At 67.6% G+C, this 16,463-nt stretch carries 11 protein-coding genes; 1 reads left to right on the forward strand and 10 read right to left on the reverse strand.

Features of this window, described 5'->3' with window-relative positions; all coding sequences use genetic code 11:
• Position 1: 1 nt before the first annotated feature.
• The 5 genes from ISF28_RS22790 to ISF28_RS22810 all read right to left on the reverse strand — a co-directional run bounded on the left by ISF28_RS22790 (position 2) and on the right by ISF28_RS22810 (position 10,256).
• Positions 2-733, reverse strand: coding sequence for an SRPBCC family protein (locus ISF28_RS22790; protein WP_198119463.1), 732 nt, complete (start codon positions 731-733; stop codon positions 2-4).
• A gap of 30 nt (positions 734-763) precedes the next feature.
• Entirely contained in the window at positions 764-1,465 is a 702-nt protein-coding gene (locus tag ISF28_RS22795; protein WP_198119464.1) for an SRPBCC family protein, read from the reverse strand.
• Positions 1,466-1,599: 134 nt separating this feature from the next.
• Positions 1,600-2,904, reverse strand: coding sequence for an FAD-dependent oxidoreductase (locus tag ISF28_RS22800; protein WP_198119465.1), 1,305 nt, complete (start codon positions 2,902-2,904; stop codon positions 1,600-1,602).
• A 19-nt stretch (positions 2,905-2,923) separates the two neighbouring features.
• Entirely contained in the window at positions 2,924-3,877 is a 954-nt protein-coding gene (locus ISF28_RS22805) for an NAD-dependent epimerase/dehydratase family protein (RefSeq protein WP_198119466.1), read from the reverse strand.
• Positions 3,867-10,256, reverse strand: a complete 6,390-nt coding sequence (locus ISF28_RS22810) for a thioester reductase domain-containing protein (protein ID WP_198119467.1) — start codon at positions 10,254-10,256, stop codon at positions 3,867-3,869. Before ISF28_RS22810 ends, ISF28_RS22805 begins: the two co-directional genes overlap by 11 nt.
• A 259-nt stretch (positions 10,257-10,515) precedes the next feature.
• Between ISF28_RS22810 and ISF28_RS22815 the strand changes: the two genes are divergently transcribed.
• A complete protein-coding gene (locus ISF28_RS22815) occupies positions 10,516-11,310 on the forward strand; it encodes a 4'-phosphopantetheinyl transferase family protein (protein WP_198119468.1) in 795 nt (264 codons plus the stop codon).
• Between the two features lie 5 nt (positions 11,311-11,315).
• Here the strand turns inward: ISF28_RS22815 and ISF28_RS22820 are convergent, their stop codons facing one another.
• Genes ISF28_RS22820 through ISF28_RS22840 form a run of 5 tightly spaced genes read right to left on the reverse strand, consistent with a single transcriptional unit; the run spans position 11,316 to position 16,266 of the window.
• Positions 11,316-12,257, reverse strand: coding sequence for an acyltransferase domain-containing protein (locus tag ISF28_RS22820; protein ID WP_198119469.1), 942 nt, complete (start codon positions 12,255-12,257; stop codon positions 11,316-11,318).
• A 24-nt stretch (positions 12,258-12,281) separates the two neighbouring features.
• Positions 12,282-13,415 (reverse strand): ACP S-malonyltransferase, encoded by a 1,134-nt coding sequence (fabD, locus tag ISF28_RS22825; protein WP_198119470.1) that lies wholly within the window; start codon positions 13,413-13,415, stop codon positions 12,282-12,284.
• Positions 13,416-13,438: 23 nt separating this feature from the next.
• Positions 13,439-14,683, reverse strand: a complete 1,245-nt coding sequence (locus ISF28_RS22830; RefSeq protein WP_198119471.1) for a beta-ketoacyl synthase N-terminal-like domain-containing protein — start codon at positions 14,681-14,683, stop codon at positions 13,439-13,441.
• Positions 14,670-14,909, reverse strand: coding sequence for an acyl carrier protein (locus ISF28_RS22835; RefSeq protein ID WP_198119472.1), 240 nt, complete (start codon positions 14,907-14,909; stop codon positions 14,670-14,672). The genes ISF28_RS22830 and ISF28_RS22835 overlap by 14 nt, the downstream gene beginning before the upstream one ends.
• A gap of 25 nt (positions 14,910-14,934) precedes the next feature.
• On the reverse strand, positions 14,935-16,266 hold the full coding sequence (locus ISF28_RS22840) for a DUF1302 family protein (protein WP_198119473.1): 1,332 nt from the start codon (positions 16,264-16,266) through the stop codon (positions 14,935-14,937).
• Between the last annotated feature and the right edge of the window lie 197 nt (positions 16,267-16,463).

Genomic DNA, 16,463 nt, shown 5'->3' on the forward strand with positions numbered 1-16,463 from the left:
GTCAGTTGCGGGCGAGCTGGCGTTGTTCGTGCAGCTCCGTGATGAACAGCGGCTTGCCGTTCCGGTACTTGTCCTTCTTGAGCATGGCGCGCATCTTTGCCGACTCGTCATGCGCCACACCAGGCATCACGAGGTTCTGCACGACGTACGGCAGCCCCAGGTCCATTTCGGACAGCAGTTGCAGGTCGACGCCGCCCGTCTCCAGCGGCGTGAGCGTGAAATTGTCGCTGAGGTGCACCACGCGCGGGATGCCCGGATCGGGGGCGCGCTTGTTGGGCGCCGCGTAGACGTTGATGTCGACCTTCTTCGTGACCGGGTCCTGCACGTATTCGTTCACGATCATGACGTCCAGCTTGCCGAACGGCTTCAGGTCCAGCTTGTAGGTGTCGTACGCATAGAACATCGGATCGGCCGTGACCTGCTCCAGCCGCCGGATGTCGGACGCGCCGACGTCGTAGCCGGTATTCAGGTTGCTCATGTAGTACACGATGTCGGACAGCCTGGCGTCCAGGTGCATCTCGACCTTGTATTTCAACAGGCTGTAGCCCGGCGTCTTCATGCTCCACACGCGGATGCCGTCCTTGTCGCTGACCAGCCGCCACCGGCTCGATCCCGAGCCGACCCACGCGACGTGGGCCACGACCAGCACGGCGACCAGGCCGAGCACCCATTTGCCCCCACGCCTGGCGAATCGCCGGAATCGCCCCTGTTCCTTGACGCTTGCATCGTTCATTTCATCGTTCCCTTCCGAATGGGCCGCGGCTTACAGTTCACGCACCGAGACCAGGCTGACTTTCTGGTATTTGTCCTTCAAGACGAGCTTGCGCTGGTCGCGGATGCCCTGGAACATGAACGCCGGCATCGCGAGATTCGCCAGCGGATAGAACAGGCCCATGTCCACGTCGCCCGTCACTTCCCACTGCACCTCGCCGCCAGGCAGCGGCGTCAGGCGGAACATATTGTTCAAGTGGGTGACGCGCGTGGTGCCGGGTGTCGGCGGAATCTTGCTGGGCGCCGCCTGCACGTTGATCAGCACCTCCTTCGTCTTCGGGTCCTGCGCGTAGTTGAGCAGGCACACGAGTTCCTTGGTGCCGAACGGCGGCGGCATCGGCTGCTCGACCTTGAAGTAGGCGCGGTACACGGACGGGTTTTCGATGCGGTCGAAGATGCGGAAGTGCTGGCCGCCGAAGTCGTCGTTCGTCGATTCGTCGCCGCGGAACAGGAACACGGAACTCGCCAGGCTCGTTTTCACGCGCGTCGTGGCGCGGAACTTGAGCAAGGTGGCGCCGGGTTCCTTCAGCGTGTAGACCTGGACGCCGTCCTCGTCGCGGACCTTCTGCCATTGCCCCGAGCCGGACGCCTTCCACGCCAGGTGCGCGACGCCGCCGAGTACCAGCAGCGCCAGCGTGCCGGGCACGAACCACCGGCGCACTGCGCCGAACAATTTTCGCAATATTTTTTTCATCTGCTTTCGTTCTCCTGATGTACTGGTTAGCCGGGCCTGGAATCCAGTAGGGTGGGCACCCCTGTGCCCACCAAACGTATGCGTCGCAGTAACGCACGGTGGGCACAGGGTGCCCACCCTACCGGGACAGGTTCTTAGGCCGTGACGGTGTCGGATGGCGCCACCGCGGCAGCGACACGTGGCTGCAGCGCGTCCGCCAGATGGTTCGCCAGCCGGCCGGCCAGGCACACCAGCAGGACCAGCGGCGTGATCGTCACGTCGGGCACCAGCGACTGGTCGCACACGTACAGATTCGGGATGCGGGTCTGCAGGTCGCGGTCGAGGTGTTCGCCGATCCACAGCACGCCGCCCGGCGTGCCGGCCACGTACTTGGAACGGAACAGGCGGCGGGCGCCCGCGTACTCCAGGATCTTGCGGGCGATCCCTTCGGCCGCCGCCAGCTTGTCCAATTCGGCCGGCAACAGACGCTTGCTGTAATTGCCGTTCGCGTCGATGCGCCCGCCCAGCGTGTCGTTCAAGGCGACTGCCACGGACACGGTGCTCGCGTGCGCGAACAGGCGGGTCGGCTTCAGGTTGGACAGCATGAAGAGCTTGAACAGCGACGCCGTCATCGCGCCGTCGCCCAGGGTGACGCCGTTCCCGAGGTCGCACTCCGTCATCCCGAGGAAGGCGTCGCGGCCCGCCAGGCCCGGCACGCTGCCGAACACCATGAACGCCGGCTTGCAGAAGAAGCCGCGGCTGCCGACGTCGTCGATGCCGGCGTCGATCAACAGCTTCGGCGTGGCCGGCGAACCCGCGCACAGCACGATCTTCTTGCCGTAGGCCTTGCGCATGCCGCCGCCCTGCTTGTGGAAATATTCGACGCCGACGGCGCGCCCGTCCTCGACGATGACCCTGGCCACCCTGGCCCGGGTGGCCAGCATGGCGCCGCCCGCCACCGCCTCGTCGACGAACGTCGCGGCCTTCCACTTGGCCTCGTACGCATAACGCCCCTGCGGGCACTGCGACGGGTCGATCAGCATCGGATGCGTCTTCATCGGATAGCCCAGCGCACGCGCGCTGTCGCGCACGACGAGCGACTGCGGCGGCAGGAAGTCGTCCGACACCTCGGCGATCGGTAGTCGACGGCGCGCCTCGTCCAGCTCGCGCGTGAGGTCGATGCCCAGCTTGTCGAAGGTCTCGGCCGTCGGCAGCTTGCAGACGCCGAAGTAGATGCTGGTCGCGCCGCCGACGGTGTATGCGGTCGTCGCTTTCATGCCCGCGGCCACCGGGAACTCCCGGGCGATGGCGGCGATGGCGGACAGCTTCTCCGACAGCGGCCGCTGCGCCCCGCGCTCCAGCAGCAGCACCTTCACGCCGCGCCGGCTCAAGTCCCGGGCCAGCGTGGCGCCGCTGGCGCCCGTGCCCACGATGATGACGTCGAATTCGTTATTGTCCATGGCAAGCCGTCCCCGTGGTCTACAGTTCCCTGGACTTGATCCAGGCGATCGTGTCGTGCAGCGTTTCCTCGACCGGCCGCGGTTGCCAACCCAGTTCGGTCCGGATCCGGCTGTCCGAATAGCGGTAAGGCTGCCCGACCAGTTCGACCGGCATGCCGGCCTTGTCGGCGAGCGCGCGCGCCTCGTCGAGCGTGAGCGTGCGTTGCGGGACCAGCATGTCGGGGTCGAGCGCGGCCACGGAGTCGACCAGGTCCGGCACGTGCGTGCCCGTCACCAGGTAGCGCCCGCGCGCCGCCGCGTTTTCGTAGGCGAGGATGTGGGCGTCGGCCACGTCGCGCACGTCCACCGCGCTGAGTTGCACGGGCACGCGGAACGGCACCTGGTTGTTGACCAGCGCGCCGATGTTGACGGTGCTCGGCGTGTGCTTGTAGAAGTTCGGCCCGAGGATGATGCTGGGGCACAGCGCGACGAGGTCCAGGCCGCGCTCCTCGGCATAGGTCCACGCCGCCAGCTCGCTCTCCAGCTTCGAGCGGCAATAGGGATCGGCCGGATCGGCCCAGTCCTCTTCGGTCAGCGGCTGCTGCGGGCTGCCGCCGAAGCCGACGGCGGCGATGCTGCTCGTCATGACGACGCGCCCCACCCCGAGTTCGGCCGCGAGCCGCAACACGGTCTGGCTGCCTTCCGTATTGTTGGCCACGATGCCATGGCCATGTCCCTGCTCGTCGTAGTGGTACAGCGCGGCGACCTGGAATACGCCGTCCATGCCCGTCATCGCGCGGCGCACGGCCGCCTCGTCGCGGATGTCGGCCTGGTGGACGTCGACCGGATAGCCGTCGAAGATGCCGAAGCCGGCGGCCTCCTCGGGATTGCGCACGGTGACGCGGACCTCGTATCCCCGGTCGCACAGGCGCTTGGCGAGGGTATTGCCGACGTGGCCGTTGCCGCCGGTGACCAGAACCTTGTTACGCTTCACTGACGTCCTCCACTGTCGTTTCGGTATCGATGTCCAGCACGGCCGCTGCCGCCTGGGTCCATTTCTGGTAGTCGTAGATGCGCTTCAGGAAGCCGCAGCCGTCGCGGTTCCACCAGCTGAAGTAGCGGTCCAGCAGCGACGGCCAGTCGGGCAGGGCCACGTCGAGGACCTGCAGCGCGTGCTTGAAGTTGTCCTGTGCGAACGGGAACAGCACGGCGAAATAGCCGTCCATGATCTTGCGCTTGCGGACAGACCCCTCCGCGTCGCGCAGCACGCATTCGAGGACGAAGCCGTGCACCGGGCTGACCGAGTAGACGTAGCGGACGAAGTCGTAGCAGCGGCACAGGTACTGCTCGCGCGTGACCGGGGCGAACTGCAGGCCGCTGGCCTGGGCGCGCCGGTACAGGTTGGCGAAGCTGTACGGCTTGAGGTGGGTGGCGTGGACGATGCGGTTCCACAGTGCCGGCGCGTGGCCGGCGCCGACGATGAGGCGGGCCGCGACGTCGACCGGCACCATGTCCAGCACGTCGCTCGAAATCTTTTCGCGGCAGCCGATGGCGAGCCGCATCTGCAGCAGCCGGTGCAGCATGTCGTCCGTCTGCCCGATGCCGGTGCGGCTCGAACCGGACAGCTCGCCGAAACGGTAGATCACGTACGGCAGGCCGTCGGCAGCGGCACGCGCGAGAAAGGTCTCCTGCACCCATTTCGACTGGCCGTAGCCGCCGTAGACCGCGCCGCCATCCGCGATGAACGCCTCCTGCTCGAACACGGAGAACTCGTCGCCGGCCTTGTGGAAGCAGGCCGCGGTGCTCGAGACGAACTGCACGAGCTTGAGGCGGGCGCTGAACGCCAGCCGCACGATCTCCTTCATGCCCTGCGTCGATTCGCGGAACGTCGCGTAGCCCTCGATGTGGTTGACGTGGGCGGACGCATGGACGATCTGGTCGACGTCCCGCGCGCAGCGGTCCCATTCGGCCGGGGCCAGGCCCAGCGCGGGCCGGTTGATGTCGCCGCACAGCACGTCGATGCGGCTCTCGTCGAGCGGCAGCTCGTATTGTTCCGCTTGCAGGCGGAGGCGCGCGAGGCCGTGGTCCCGGTCCTGCGCGCGCACCAGGCAGACCACGCGCACCGTCTCGCTGCGGGCCAGCCACTCGGACAGCACGTGGATGCCGAGGAAACCGGTGGCGCCGGTCAGCAGCACGACGCGCGGCGCGTCCGCGGTGACCGGCGCGACGCCGGCGCCGGGGCGCGACAGCTCGGACGCGCCGTCGTCGACATGCGATACGGTCGACGTTGCCGACTCCGCGCCGCGCGGTGCCTGAGTGGCGGGTACCACGCCCTGCGCCGCTTCCAGCCGCGTCACGGTCATCGCGTCGAACACGGCCGCGTATCGGCGGCACAGCAGCGCGGCCAGGGTCGCCAAGGTCGTGCACTCGAAAAAGGCGGTGGGCGAGAACGCCGGGTCGAAGCGCTGCTTGAACGCTTGCGTCATCTGCGCCATGTCCAGCGACGTGACGCCGGTCTCCATCGGGTGCGCCTCGGCGTCGACCTGCGCGACCGGCACCCCGAGCTGGGCGGCGAACGCGTGGCGCACGAACAGCAGCGCCTTCCGACCGGCGTCCAGCTCCAGGCGCCGACCGCCGGATGCCGGCGCGTCGCCGGCCGCCGCGAAGTGGTAGTCCTCCACCGGCGGGGCCGCGATCGCCTGCACCGGCGCTGCCGCAGGAACCTCGGCCGCCCGTGGGGCACCGATCCAGTAGCGCTCGCGCGCGAACGGATACGTCGGCAGCGACACGCGCCGGCCCGTCACGCCGATGTCCACGCCCTGCCAGTCGGCGATCACGCCGTCGCTCCACAGTTTCGCCAGGCGCCGCGGATCGCGCCCCTGGACCAGCAGGTTGACGAACTCCTGCTTCTCGCGCGCGTTGAGCAGGCCCGTGACGGCGCTCGCATTCTTCACGTGGCCGGCCATGACGTCGTCGTCGGCCGCGCCCGCGAGGAAGGCCGCGAGCTTGTCGGCCAGCGCCTGTGTCGAGCCCGCGACGATCGCCAGCCGGTGGTCGAAGCTCTTCCGGCCATACAGCAGCGTGTAGGCGATGTCGTGCGCGTCCGGCGCGTCGTCCCGCGCCAGGCAGGCGTGCAGGCGCTGCGCGACGAGCCTGAGCTGCTCCGCGGTCCTTGCCGACAGCGGAAACACCACGTCGCCCTGCGTGTGCGCCGCGCGCGGCGGCGCGTCGTACGCTTCCAGGATCGCGTGCGCATTGGTGCCGCCGATGCCGATGGTGCTGATCCCCGCGCGCAGCGGATACAGGATGCCGTCGACTTCCTTCGGCTGCCAGTCGGCCACCCGCTGCGGGACGTGGAACGGCGAGTTCGCGAAGTCGATGTTGTCGTTCAGTTCCGCCGAATGCAGCGACGGCACCAGCTTGCGGTGCTTCATCTGCAGCAGGATCTTGTGCAGCCCCGCGATGCCGGACGCCGCTTCCAGGTGGCCGATATTGGTCTTGACCGAGCCGATCGCGCACGCCTGCCCACCCGCGCCGTGGCGCCCGAACGCGTCGGCCAGCGCCGCCATCTCGATCGAATCGCCGAGGTCCGTGCCGGTCGCATGGCCTTCGACGTAGCCGATCGTGCGCGCGTCGATCCGGCCCTGCTCGAGCGCCTTGGCGACGAGGGCCGCCTGCGGGCGCGGGTTCGGCACGGTGTAGGCGCTGGTCCGGCCGCTGTGCGTCACGACGGCGCTCTTGATCACGCCGTGGATCCGGTCGCCGTCGGCGATGGCCTGCGCCAGCGGCTTCAGGAGGACCGCGCCGACGCCTTCGCCCGACACATAGCCGTTCGCGCCCTTGCCGAACGAGCGGCACACGCCGTCCGGCGACAGCGATCCGCCGCTGGCGTTGATGTCGAATTTGCTCTGGTGGAGGTCGAGGTTGACGCCGCCCGCGATGGCGGCGACGCATTCGCCGCTGACGATGGCGTCGCACGCCAGCTTGATCGCGGTGAGGCTGGCCGCGCACGCGGTGTCGAGGGTCAGGCTGGGACCGGACAGGTTCATGCAGTACGACACGCGGTTGGCGATACTCCACTGGAAGGAGCTCGGGTTGACGTTGCGGCCCGCCGCCTTTTCTTCCTGCCCGATCATCTGGTAGGACGACCACACGGCGCCGACGAACACGCCGACGTCGCGCGTACCATCCGGGCCGCACAGGATCTCGGGATAGTAGCCGGCATCCTCGACGGCCTCGTACGCCACTTCCAGGAACTGGCGCTCGTGCGGATCCATGATGTCGGCATCCCTTGCCGAGATGCCGAAGAAGGATGGATCGAAGCAGTCGACGTCGGCGATGAACCCGCCCCGGTAGGGCCGGGTGAACGCGTTATGGGTCCGCTGCGCGAAGCGCTGTTCCGGGATCGCTTCGACGCAATCGGCGCCGCCCAGCAGGTTGTCCCACAACCGGGCGAGATTGTCCGCTTTCGGATAGCGGCCGGCCATGCCGACGATGGCGATGTCGCGCGACGGCGCTGGCTGCTTCTGCGACGGTGGCGGTTCGGCCGTGCGGACTGCAACCGGCAGCGCAGGCGGCGTCACGAGCGCGCTGGTGGCCGCCCGATAGCCGTTCAGCTTGAAGTTCGCGTGGATGTCGCCGGCGCTGCCTGCCGCATCGACGTCGGGGATATTCCGTTTTGCGGCGAACGCCGCGCCGATACGTTGCGCGATCTCGTCCGCCTGCTCGCGTTTGAACCCGACGGGAATCGCGAGCCGCACCAGGCCGTTGACGGCGCTGTTCTTTTGCATGCCGGCGTTGTGCCCGGCCGCGCGGATGCCGGTCGCCACGTACAGCCACGCGAGGAAGGAGGCGGCCGGATGCGGCAAGGCCTGGAATTCGGCGATGCGCTTCACGTCGATCAACACGCAGTGCGTGCCGGCCGGCTGGGCGACGGGGACGCCGTGCGCCTGCAGCGCCGTCCGCAGATGCCGTGCGACGTCCCGCCTGCGCCGCGACTGCGCCTCGAGGAAGTCCCGATCGGCCAGCGCCAGCGCCAGGCGCTTGCGTTCGAGCGCGGGCAGGCTGTAGCCCTCTTCCTGCGCGACCTCCTGCAGCCTGGCGAACAGCGCCGCATCGTTGGTCGCGATCAGCCCGCCGCGGTCGACGCAGAAATCCTTGGGCAGGCTGGCGACGACAGCATCCGCCTGGGCCAGGATCTCGCGCACGACCTGCCACAGCGACCGGTCCGCGCAATCCGGCTCGTCGGCGACGATGCAGTGCGCGTTTTCCAGCACGCGCGTCGCGTCGAGGACGAGGGGAATCGCATATTTGCCGAGCAGCGTCCTGACCTGCACGAGGTGGCCGAGCGCGACCGGACTGCCGCCGGCCGCGTTATTGCTCAATTCGATGCACACCATGGCGACCTGCGCGGCGTCGCGCTCGAGGCATTGCGCCAGCGCGTCGAGATCGAGCCCGCCCTTGAACGCCGCCGGCGCATCGAGGTGGAACACGGCCGGATCCGGCAGTTCCAGCGGCGTGAAGCCCTGGTCGATCTGGTGGAACAGCGTGGTCGGGAACAGCAGGTTCTGCGGTACCTGGCCTTTCTTCGGCCAGGCGCGATAGAACACGCGCTCCGCGCTGCGGCCGGACGTGGTGAGCACGACGTGCGCGAACGGGACCATCTCGCGCAGCGTGCGGTCGAGGGCCGGCGCCTGGTGCAGCTGCGCGTTCAGGTGCCGCAGCTGCTTGTCGATGGCCGGCATCTGCAGCTGCGCCCACGAATCCGTCTTGAGGTCGAATTCGACGGCCGCGTGCGGCAGGTTGAGCGGGTTGAAGCCGTGCCGCGCCAGCACGAACGAGCGGTCTTCGTGCTCGATGCCGACGATCGCGCCGTCCGTTGGCGCATCCGCCGCGACGGCCGGCGACACCGGCGCCAAGGGCACATGGGCGCGCTGGTGTTCCTCGTCCGACGTCTGCATCTTCACCGGATCGGCGATCATCATGATGATGTCGATGACGTTGTGCGGGTCGCACTTGCCGACGGGCCGGCACAGGTAGATCGTCCGGGTCTCGGGGCGGAACTTGTTCTTGAATTGCAGGTTGCCTTCGTCGTTGAAGATGTTCTGCATCCGCAGTTCGTCCAGGATCTTGTCGACCTCCGGATCGGCGTTCGCCGAATTCTCCAGCTTGCAGCCGTAGGTGCCGCCCAGGCTCAGGACGTGGCAGCCTTCCGCGACCAGCGCGCGCACGATGTTCACGATCGCGAATTCGAGGCCGCCGAGCGGCATCTCCTTGTGATAGAACTCGAGGTCCATCAGGTAGCCGTTCAGGTCCGCGCACAGCGGCGAGACCAGGATGACGTTCTGCAGCACGTCGTCCAGGTAGGTGAGGAAGATCCGGTGCTCCGGGTTCAGCGTGCCGGTAAGGATCTCGTCCTTGACGATGTGGATCAGCGGGTTGACCATCGTGCGCCCGGCGCACCAGCGGTCGATCATGTCGGCGATGAGCCGGCTCGTTTCCGCGCTGGCGCCACAGCGGAATTCCTCGGTGCGGCCGCTGCCCGCCTTCTGGAATTTCGAGACCTGGTAGCGCAGCCGGCGCATCGCATTGCCGTCGAGCGTGAAGTTCGGCAGGTCGACGACGCGCTGCAGGACCCCGAACGGCGTGGACGAAAACGCCGCGCCGCCGATCGACGCCAGTTCCTCGGCGGCGAGCATGTTCAGTTGCAGGCCGTGGCGGTCGCAGTGCTCGTACAGCTCCCGCGCCACGGCCTCGAAATAATCGGCGGGTCCGGTATAGCCGTAGGCGAGGATGATGTTGCGGCTGCGCGCATAATGAAAATAGCCCTTGCGCGCGCTGCCGATGAACAGGTTGGGCGCGATGTTGCGGGTGCCGCGCGACACCGAGCCGTCGTTCTTGTAACGGTCGAACAGGTCCTTGACGAGCGGGCCCAGTTCGGGATCGGCATGCGCGTCGGCTTCGGGCAGGAGGACGGGCTGCGCCGGCGTGGCCGCGACAGGTGCCGGCCGCGCGACGGCGCGGGGCGCGGCGGCCGGCGCTCCGGCGCCCTCGCCCGCCAGCTTGCCCGACAGCGTCGCCGCATGGTGCTCGACGAAATAGCGGGCCAGGTCGTTGATGTTGAAGTGCTCGAACAGCAGCGTCTTGGGCAGCGTGCCGAAATCCGCTTCCAGCGCCTTGACGATCTTCAGCACGCGGAACGAATCGATCCCCAGCTCGCCGAACGGCGCGAAGGCATCGAACTCGGCGCCCGCGGCACCCGTCGCTTCGGCTATCAGGGACTTGAGGTGGTTTTCCGCGCACGCGGTCAGTCGGTCCTGATCGATCATGATGTGCTCTCGCTGGAACGGATGGGCGGCCGCAGCCGCGTCCATTCTTGGGTTTTCCTGGGAGGTGTGGAAGGCCTGCTGCCGTGATGCGGACAGGCTCCGCCGTGTGACGTCACCGGGCGGTGCGTCAAACTGGACTCGAAACTCAGTGCTGGCGGTGGTTCATGCAGCGTCGCCACTTTAGCGCGGCATCGGGCCATGGAGAACTACACGAACGTGTAGTTGCTTGCGGCAAGCGCGCCGCGATGACGCATAATGCTCCCGTTCACACAAGGAATGCCGGCACGGACGGCACGCACACATCATGTCAATCTCTCCGGCGCTGCGAATCGGCGCAGACGACATCGACCTCTGGCTGGCGTTCTACGACGGGATCGAGGACGCCGGCACGCTTGCGGACATGGGCGCGCTGCTGTCCGACGCCGAGCGCCGCCAGCAGGCACGCTTTCATTTCGCCGACGACCGCAAGCGCTATCTGGTGACGCGCGCGCTCGTGCGCAGCGTGCTGTCGCACTACGCGGCCGTCGATGCGCGTGACTGGGTATTCGTCGCCAACGAGTACGGCCGCCCCGCGATCGGCAATCGTCACCCGGATGGGCAGGGCCTGCGCTTCAACCTGTCGCACACGCGGGGTCTCGTCGTGCTGGCCGTGGGCCGGGACCGCGAACTGGGCGTCGACGTGGAGAACGTGGCGGCGCGGCGCGTCTCGCCGGACATCGCCGCCGCGTTCTTTTCGGCGCGCGAAGCGGCCGACGTCGCGGCCACGCCGGCCGCGCGCGTGCACGACCGGCTGCTCGAGTACTGGACGTTCAAGGAGGCTTACATCAAGGCGCGCGGCATGGGCCTGTCGCTCCCGCTCGACAAGTTCACGTTCCACTTTCCGCATGCGCGCGCGGTCCGGCTCGACGTCGACCCCGCGCTGGACGACCATGGCGAACGCTGGACCTTCTGGCAATACCGTCCCGGCGCGGACTACCTGCTCGCACTGTGCGCGCAAAAGACGGCGGGCGGACCGGCGGCCGTCACGCTGCGCGAAGTCGTCCCGACCGCCGGCTTCCAGGCGTTCGCCGGCGTCGTGGAAAGGACCTCGGACGCTTGACCGGGTCAGGCCGGCGCGAGCAAGGCGTTCAGATGCCGCGTGTCCTGGCCGTAGGGCGTGAGGATGGGGTGCACGGTCGACGTCGACGTGCCCGGCATGCCGTATTTCGCGAAGGTCGCCAGGGTGCCGGAAGGCCCGACGTCGATGTAACGGTGCGGTCCCCCGCGCTCGAGCATGAGCAGCGTGTCCAGGAAGCGGATCGGCCGGCGCGCGACGTTCCAGAAATAGCCGTCGCCCAGTCCGGCCAGCATGGATGCGCGTTCGCAGCAGGCCAGCGGCACGCAGCCCCGCATCGTGGGCAGCGTGCGCATGAGAGTAGCGAACGGTTCGCGCGCGCTGTCGATCCAGCGCGAATGGAACGCGACGCCGAGCGGCAGCCGCTGGAACATGATGCCACGTTCCGCCAGGGCGGCTTCGATCGGTTCGAGATCGGCGCGCCTGGCCGACACGGCGAAATGGCCGCCGAAATTGACGCCCGCCAGTTCGCTGCGCTCGGCCAGGAAGCGCTCGCCGTACAGCGCGGGATCGCCCATGATCGCGATCATGCCGCCCGCCTCGCAGCAGCGCTCGAAGATCTCCGCCTGTTTCAGCACGGCCTCGATGGCATGCTCGACGGCCACATAGCCCCCGATGGCCGCGGCGGCGAACGCACCGAGGCTGGCGCCGAGCACGATGTCTGGCTCGATGCCGTCGCGGATCAGGCATTGCGCAAGCGAATACTCGACCATGAAGATCGCCGGATGCGTGAACGCCAGGCGGTCGAACGGCTCCGACTTCGGCCGCGCATAGATCTCCGCCACGACGCGCCGGCCGGAGATGTCGTAAGCGAGGGTGTCGAGCCGGGTCATCCAGCCGCGAAACGCGCTGTTCGCGTCGTACAACTGCCTGGCCATCTGGTAATACTGCGATCCCTGGCCGGAAAACATGAAGACGGTCTTGGGGGACATCGTTGATCGCTCCGGTGTCGTGCGTCAGGCCGGGACCAGTTCGTCCAGGTCGAAATAGCCGTTATAGCCCTGCATGTACACGGCCGCCCGATGCCCGAACAGGACCATCGCCTCCGTGCGCGTCTCCAGCGCGTCGTAGCCGGCGGCCGTCGATTTGACCCGGCTGCCGATGCGGTGCGCCCGGTTCCATGCGGCGACCTTGTCGTGCACGGAGGCGGCGGGTGCGGCCGGTGCTGCCGGTGCGACCGTGCGCGCTTCCACGTTTTCGGCGGCGAGGATGTCGCGCAGCAGGGCTTCCGGCGTCTGCCCCTTGATCGTGAAAGCCATCCGGGTCAGGACGTCGCCGTTGCCCACTTCCTCGAACTCGGCTTCCTCGCCTTGCGCGAGGGCCAGCGCCATCAGGTACTGCATGCTTTCCGACCAGCGGACGGTGCTGGCGATCTGGCTCGCCAGCGTGCCCTGCATGGCCGCGACGTCGTACGGCCGCGCGGTGACGTTGGCGATCACGGGAATGGCCGGCGCGGCGAATGCGAAGTCCGCCAGGAATGCCTGGAACTGCGCCATCGCGTCGGCCATGAACGCGGAGTGGAACGCGCCGCTCGTGGCCAGCGGGTAGTAGCGCATCTTCCCTTCCTGGAACAGCTCCTCGGCCTTGGCGATCTCGTCGTACGCCCCCGAGATGACGATCTGCGACGGCGTGTTGTAGTTGGCGAGGTACACATTGTGCAGGCCGGCGTCGCGCAGCTTCGTTTCGATCTCGTCCTTGGTCGCGTTCATCACCGCCGCCATGGCGCCGCCGGACACCTGCCCCATCAACTCGCCGCGCTTTCCGACCAGTTTGAGGCCGGTCGCGAAATCGAAGCATCCGGCCGCGAGCAGCGCATTGAATTCGCCCAGGCTGTGCCCCGCCACGACGTCCGGCGCGCGGCCGGTGTCCTCCAGCGTGCGGTAGTACGACAGCGCATTGACGACGTACAGCGCGGGCTGGGTGAACCGGGTCTGTCCCAGCTCGTCGCGCGGGTCGTCGAGACAAAGCGTCTTGATCGAATAGCCGAGGATGTCGTCGGCCTGCGCGGTGAGCTGCGGGAAGCGGTCGAACAGGTCGGCGCCCATCCCCTTGGACTGCGAACCCTGGCCGGGAAACATGGTGATCTTCATGAGTACTCCTCGAAAGGTCTGGTTCAGGAATGGCGTTGCAGGCAGATGGCCGTGTTGACCCCGCCGAACCCCATGCTGAGATTGATGGCGTTGTCGATCCGGTGCGGCACGACCTCGGCCCCGACCCAGCGCATTCCGGGGTCGATCGGCGTGTCGAGGTTGCGCGTCGGGTGCAGCCGGCCCGCTTTCATCTGCAGCATCACGGCGATCAATTCCACGGCACCCGCGGCGGACAAGCCGTGGCCGACGATGGACTTGGTGGTGTTGATCCGGGCGTGCTGCAAGCCGCAGCGGCGCAGGGCATCGAGTTCGGTCGTGTCGCCGAGCGGCGCGCCGGTGCCGTGCGGGTTGACGTAGTCGATGTCGCGCGGCGTGACGCCGGCGCCGGCAAGGGCGCCCTCGATCGCGGCGATCTCCCCGTCTGCGGACGGATTCGGATTGCGGTTGGCGTCCAGGCGCATCGCCCATCCGGCCAGCCGCGCATACGGCGCACGCTCGCGCCGCACGGCCGTATCCAGCTTCTCGACCACGATGGCGCCGCACGCTTCGCCGAAGATGAAGCCGTCGCGATCGCGGTCGAACGGGCGGCAGGCGCCAGCAGGGTTGATCGCATGCCGATCCGATCCCATGGCGCCGAGCGCGCGCAGGCCCTGGCATTCCCAGTACGACAAATCCATCAGCGCCCCGAGCGCGATGCACGCGTCGACCCTGCCCGACGCGACGGCGTGGATGGCTTCGATCACGGCCACCTGGCCGCTGGCCGACGCGCCGCCGACCGTGAACGCCAGGCCGCGGATGCCGAACTGCTGCGTGCACAGGCCGCACAAGTCGCTGTCCATGAACGACAGGCCATAGGTCGGCCGCAGGAAGTCCGCGCGTCCGCGGTACGCGTCGTGGGCGAGCACCAGGTCCCGTTGCTGGACGTTGGAACCGCCGACGATCAGGCCGACGCGCTCCGGCGCGACGCGGTCCAGCGCGGCGTCGTGCCACGCTTCGTGCAGGGTCGCGACGGCCACCTGCGCCGACCACGACGCCGTGCGCAGCAGGCCCGGTGCGATCGATTCCGGCATCGTCAGGCCGTCGATTTCCGCGCCGATGAAGGGTGGGCCGTAGTCCGCGTCCGGCAGTTGCCGGCCCGGCCGGCGCAACACGTCGAAGCGGTGGCGCCCTTCCAGCAGGGCGCGCGTGAACGCGGCCTGCCCCTGTCCGATGGCCGCTGTTACGCCCAGGCCGCTGACGACGATCCTGCCGGCATCAGCATTTTGCATGGATGATGTCCGCCAGCTCGCCGATGTTCTTCGCTTTCGCCATCTCGATCAGCGGGATGCGCACCGACAGCGATTCGAGCGTCATCATGATGATTTCCGACCGGTCGACCGAATTGGCGCCGAGTTCTTTCAGCGAATCGGTGCGCTGGAACGCGTGGCTTTGCAGGCGCGGCAGCACTTCCCCCGCGTGGCGGGCGATCAATCCGAAGATGTCTTGCTGGGTCATTTTTCTCTCCTTGTCGTGTCATGAGCTAGAACTGGTACTGGATCTTGAAACCGACCTGCTTCTGGTCGCGGACGTTCCACAGGGGGCTCCTGCGGTCGTTCGTATCGGGCACGCTGGCGTTCCATCCCAGCGTGACGTGGTCGTTCCACTTGTACGTGGACTCGAGCACCGTAACGCTCGCGCGGTACGGCCCGTTCTGGAAATGCAGCAGGTTGACGGTCAGGTCGTCGTGCAGCATGGACTTGCTCACGTTGAGCAACAGCGACCGGTTGTCGCGCGCATATCCCAGGATGTCGTCCGTCCAGCCGGCGATGTGCTGGTTGACCAGTTCCACGCCCACGGTCAGCGACGCGCTGTAGCGGTAGTCCAGTCCCAGGTAGCTGTCGAACGCGCGCTTCCTGACGATCTGCAGCGCGCCGTTGTCGAAGGCCTTCGCCGACTTCAGCGCCGCTTCGCCCCGCAGGACGAAGCTCTTGAACGCGTAGTTGAACGACATGCCGGCGAGCGTGTACCGCTCCTTCACCCGGGTCACGGTGCCGTCGGCGTTCATCGCCAGGCCGTAGTCGTTGTCGACCAGGCTGGCGGCCATCAGCGTGACGTCCGAGCTCTCGAAATTTTTTTTCCAGCTCGCGCCGTATTCGGCGCCGTTATCGCCTTCGATCCGCGCGCGGTACTTGAACGGGTCGAACGAATAGGCCGTCCCCGGGCCGGGATTCTTGTTGAAGGACGGCTTGGGAATCCAGAACATGCTCCAGCGCCCGACCTTCGAATACTGGTCGACGGCGACCATCGGCTGGCCGATCCTCAGCTCCTCGAGGTTGAAGTTGAACAGCTCCCGGTTGTCGCGCGGGCTGACCACGTCGGTGATCGGCGCCAGCAGCGATTCGCCCCACGCCAGCGCCTGGACGCCCACGCGCAGGCTGGTCTGGCCGGTGCTCGTCTGCAGATAGGCCTGGGACACCGTGGTATCCCGTCCTTCCGCATCGTGGCGGTGGTCCTTGTCCAGGAATGCGGTCGTCTTGCCGCTGAACTGGACGACGAAATGATCCAGGAAGAATTGCGAATATTCGAGCCGCAGCGACGTGCGGTTCTTGATCAGCCGGTCCGGCTGTTCCGCCTTGTACGCCAGCTCGTGCGCGAGCGTCACGCGCAGCGGGGACTCGGGCGCGGCCGCCGTGCCCGCGCTGTCCGCCGCGCCGGCCTGGTCGACTTCCAGTCCCCCGACGTCCAGGCCGCCGACTTCAAGGCCGCCGACTTCCTGCGCCAGCGCCTGCGCCGCGCAACCATCCAGCAGCAATCCGAGCGACGCCGCGAGAAGAAGACGATGGTGGGCCGGCAGCGCGGACGGGGATGTCATAATCGGAAACATGCTCGAAGATGGTTGGGGCGGACAGGCTCCGCCGCGTAACGTCGCGGCGCGGTGCGTTACGGCTGAAGGGACAAGGCAATGCGCGCCTGGGCGTACAGCGTGGCAAATGTAGCCTGCACCCGCGGCGCGGAGAACTACACGAACATGTAGTCGGTGCGGACGGGACGCCCCGTCCGCACGCGCAG

It is taken from the genome of Massilia rhizosphaerae, from assembly GCF_016093545.1.
GTDB lineage: Bacteria > Pseudomonadota > Gammaproteobacteria > Burkholderiales > Burkholderiaceae_D > Telluria > Telluria rhizosphaerae.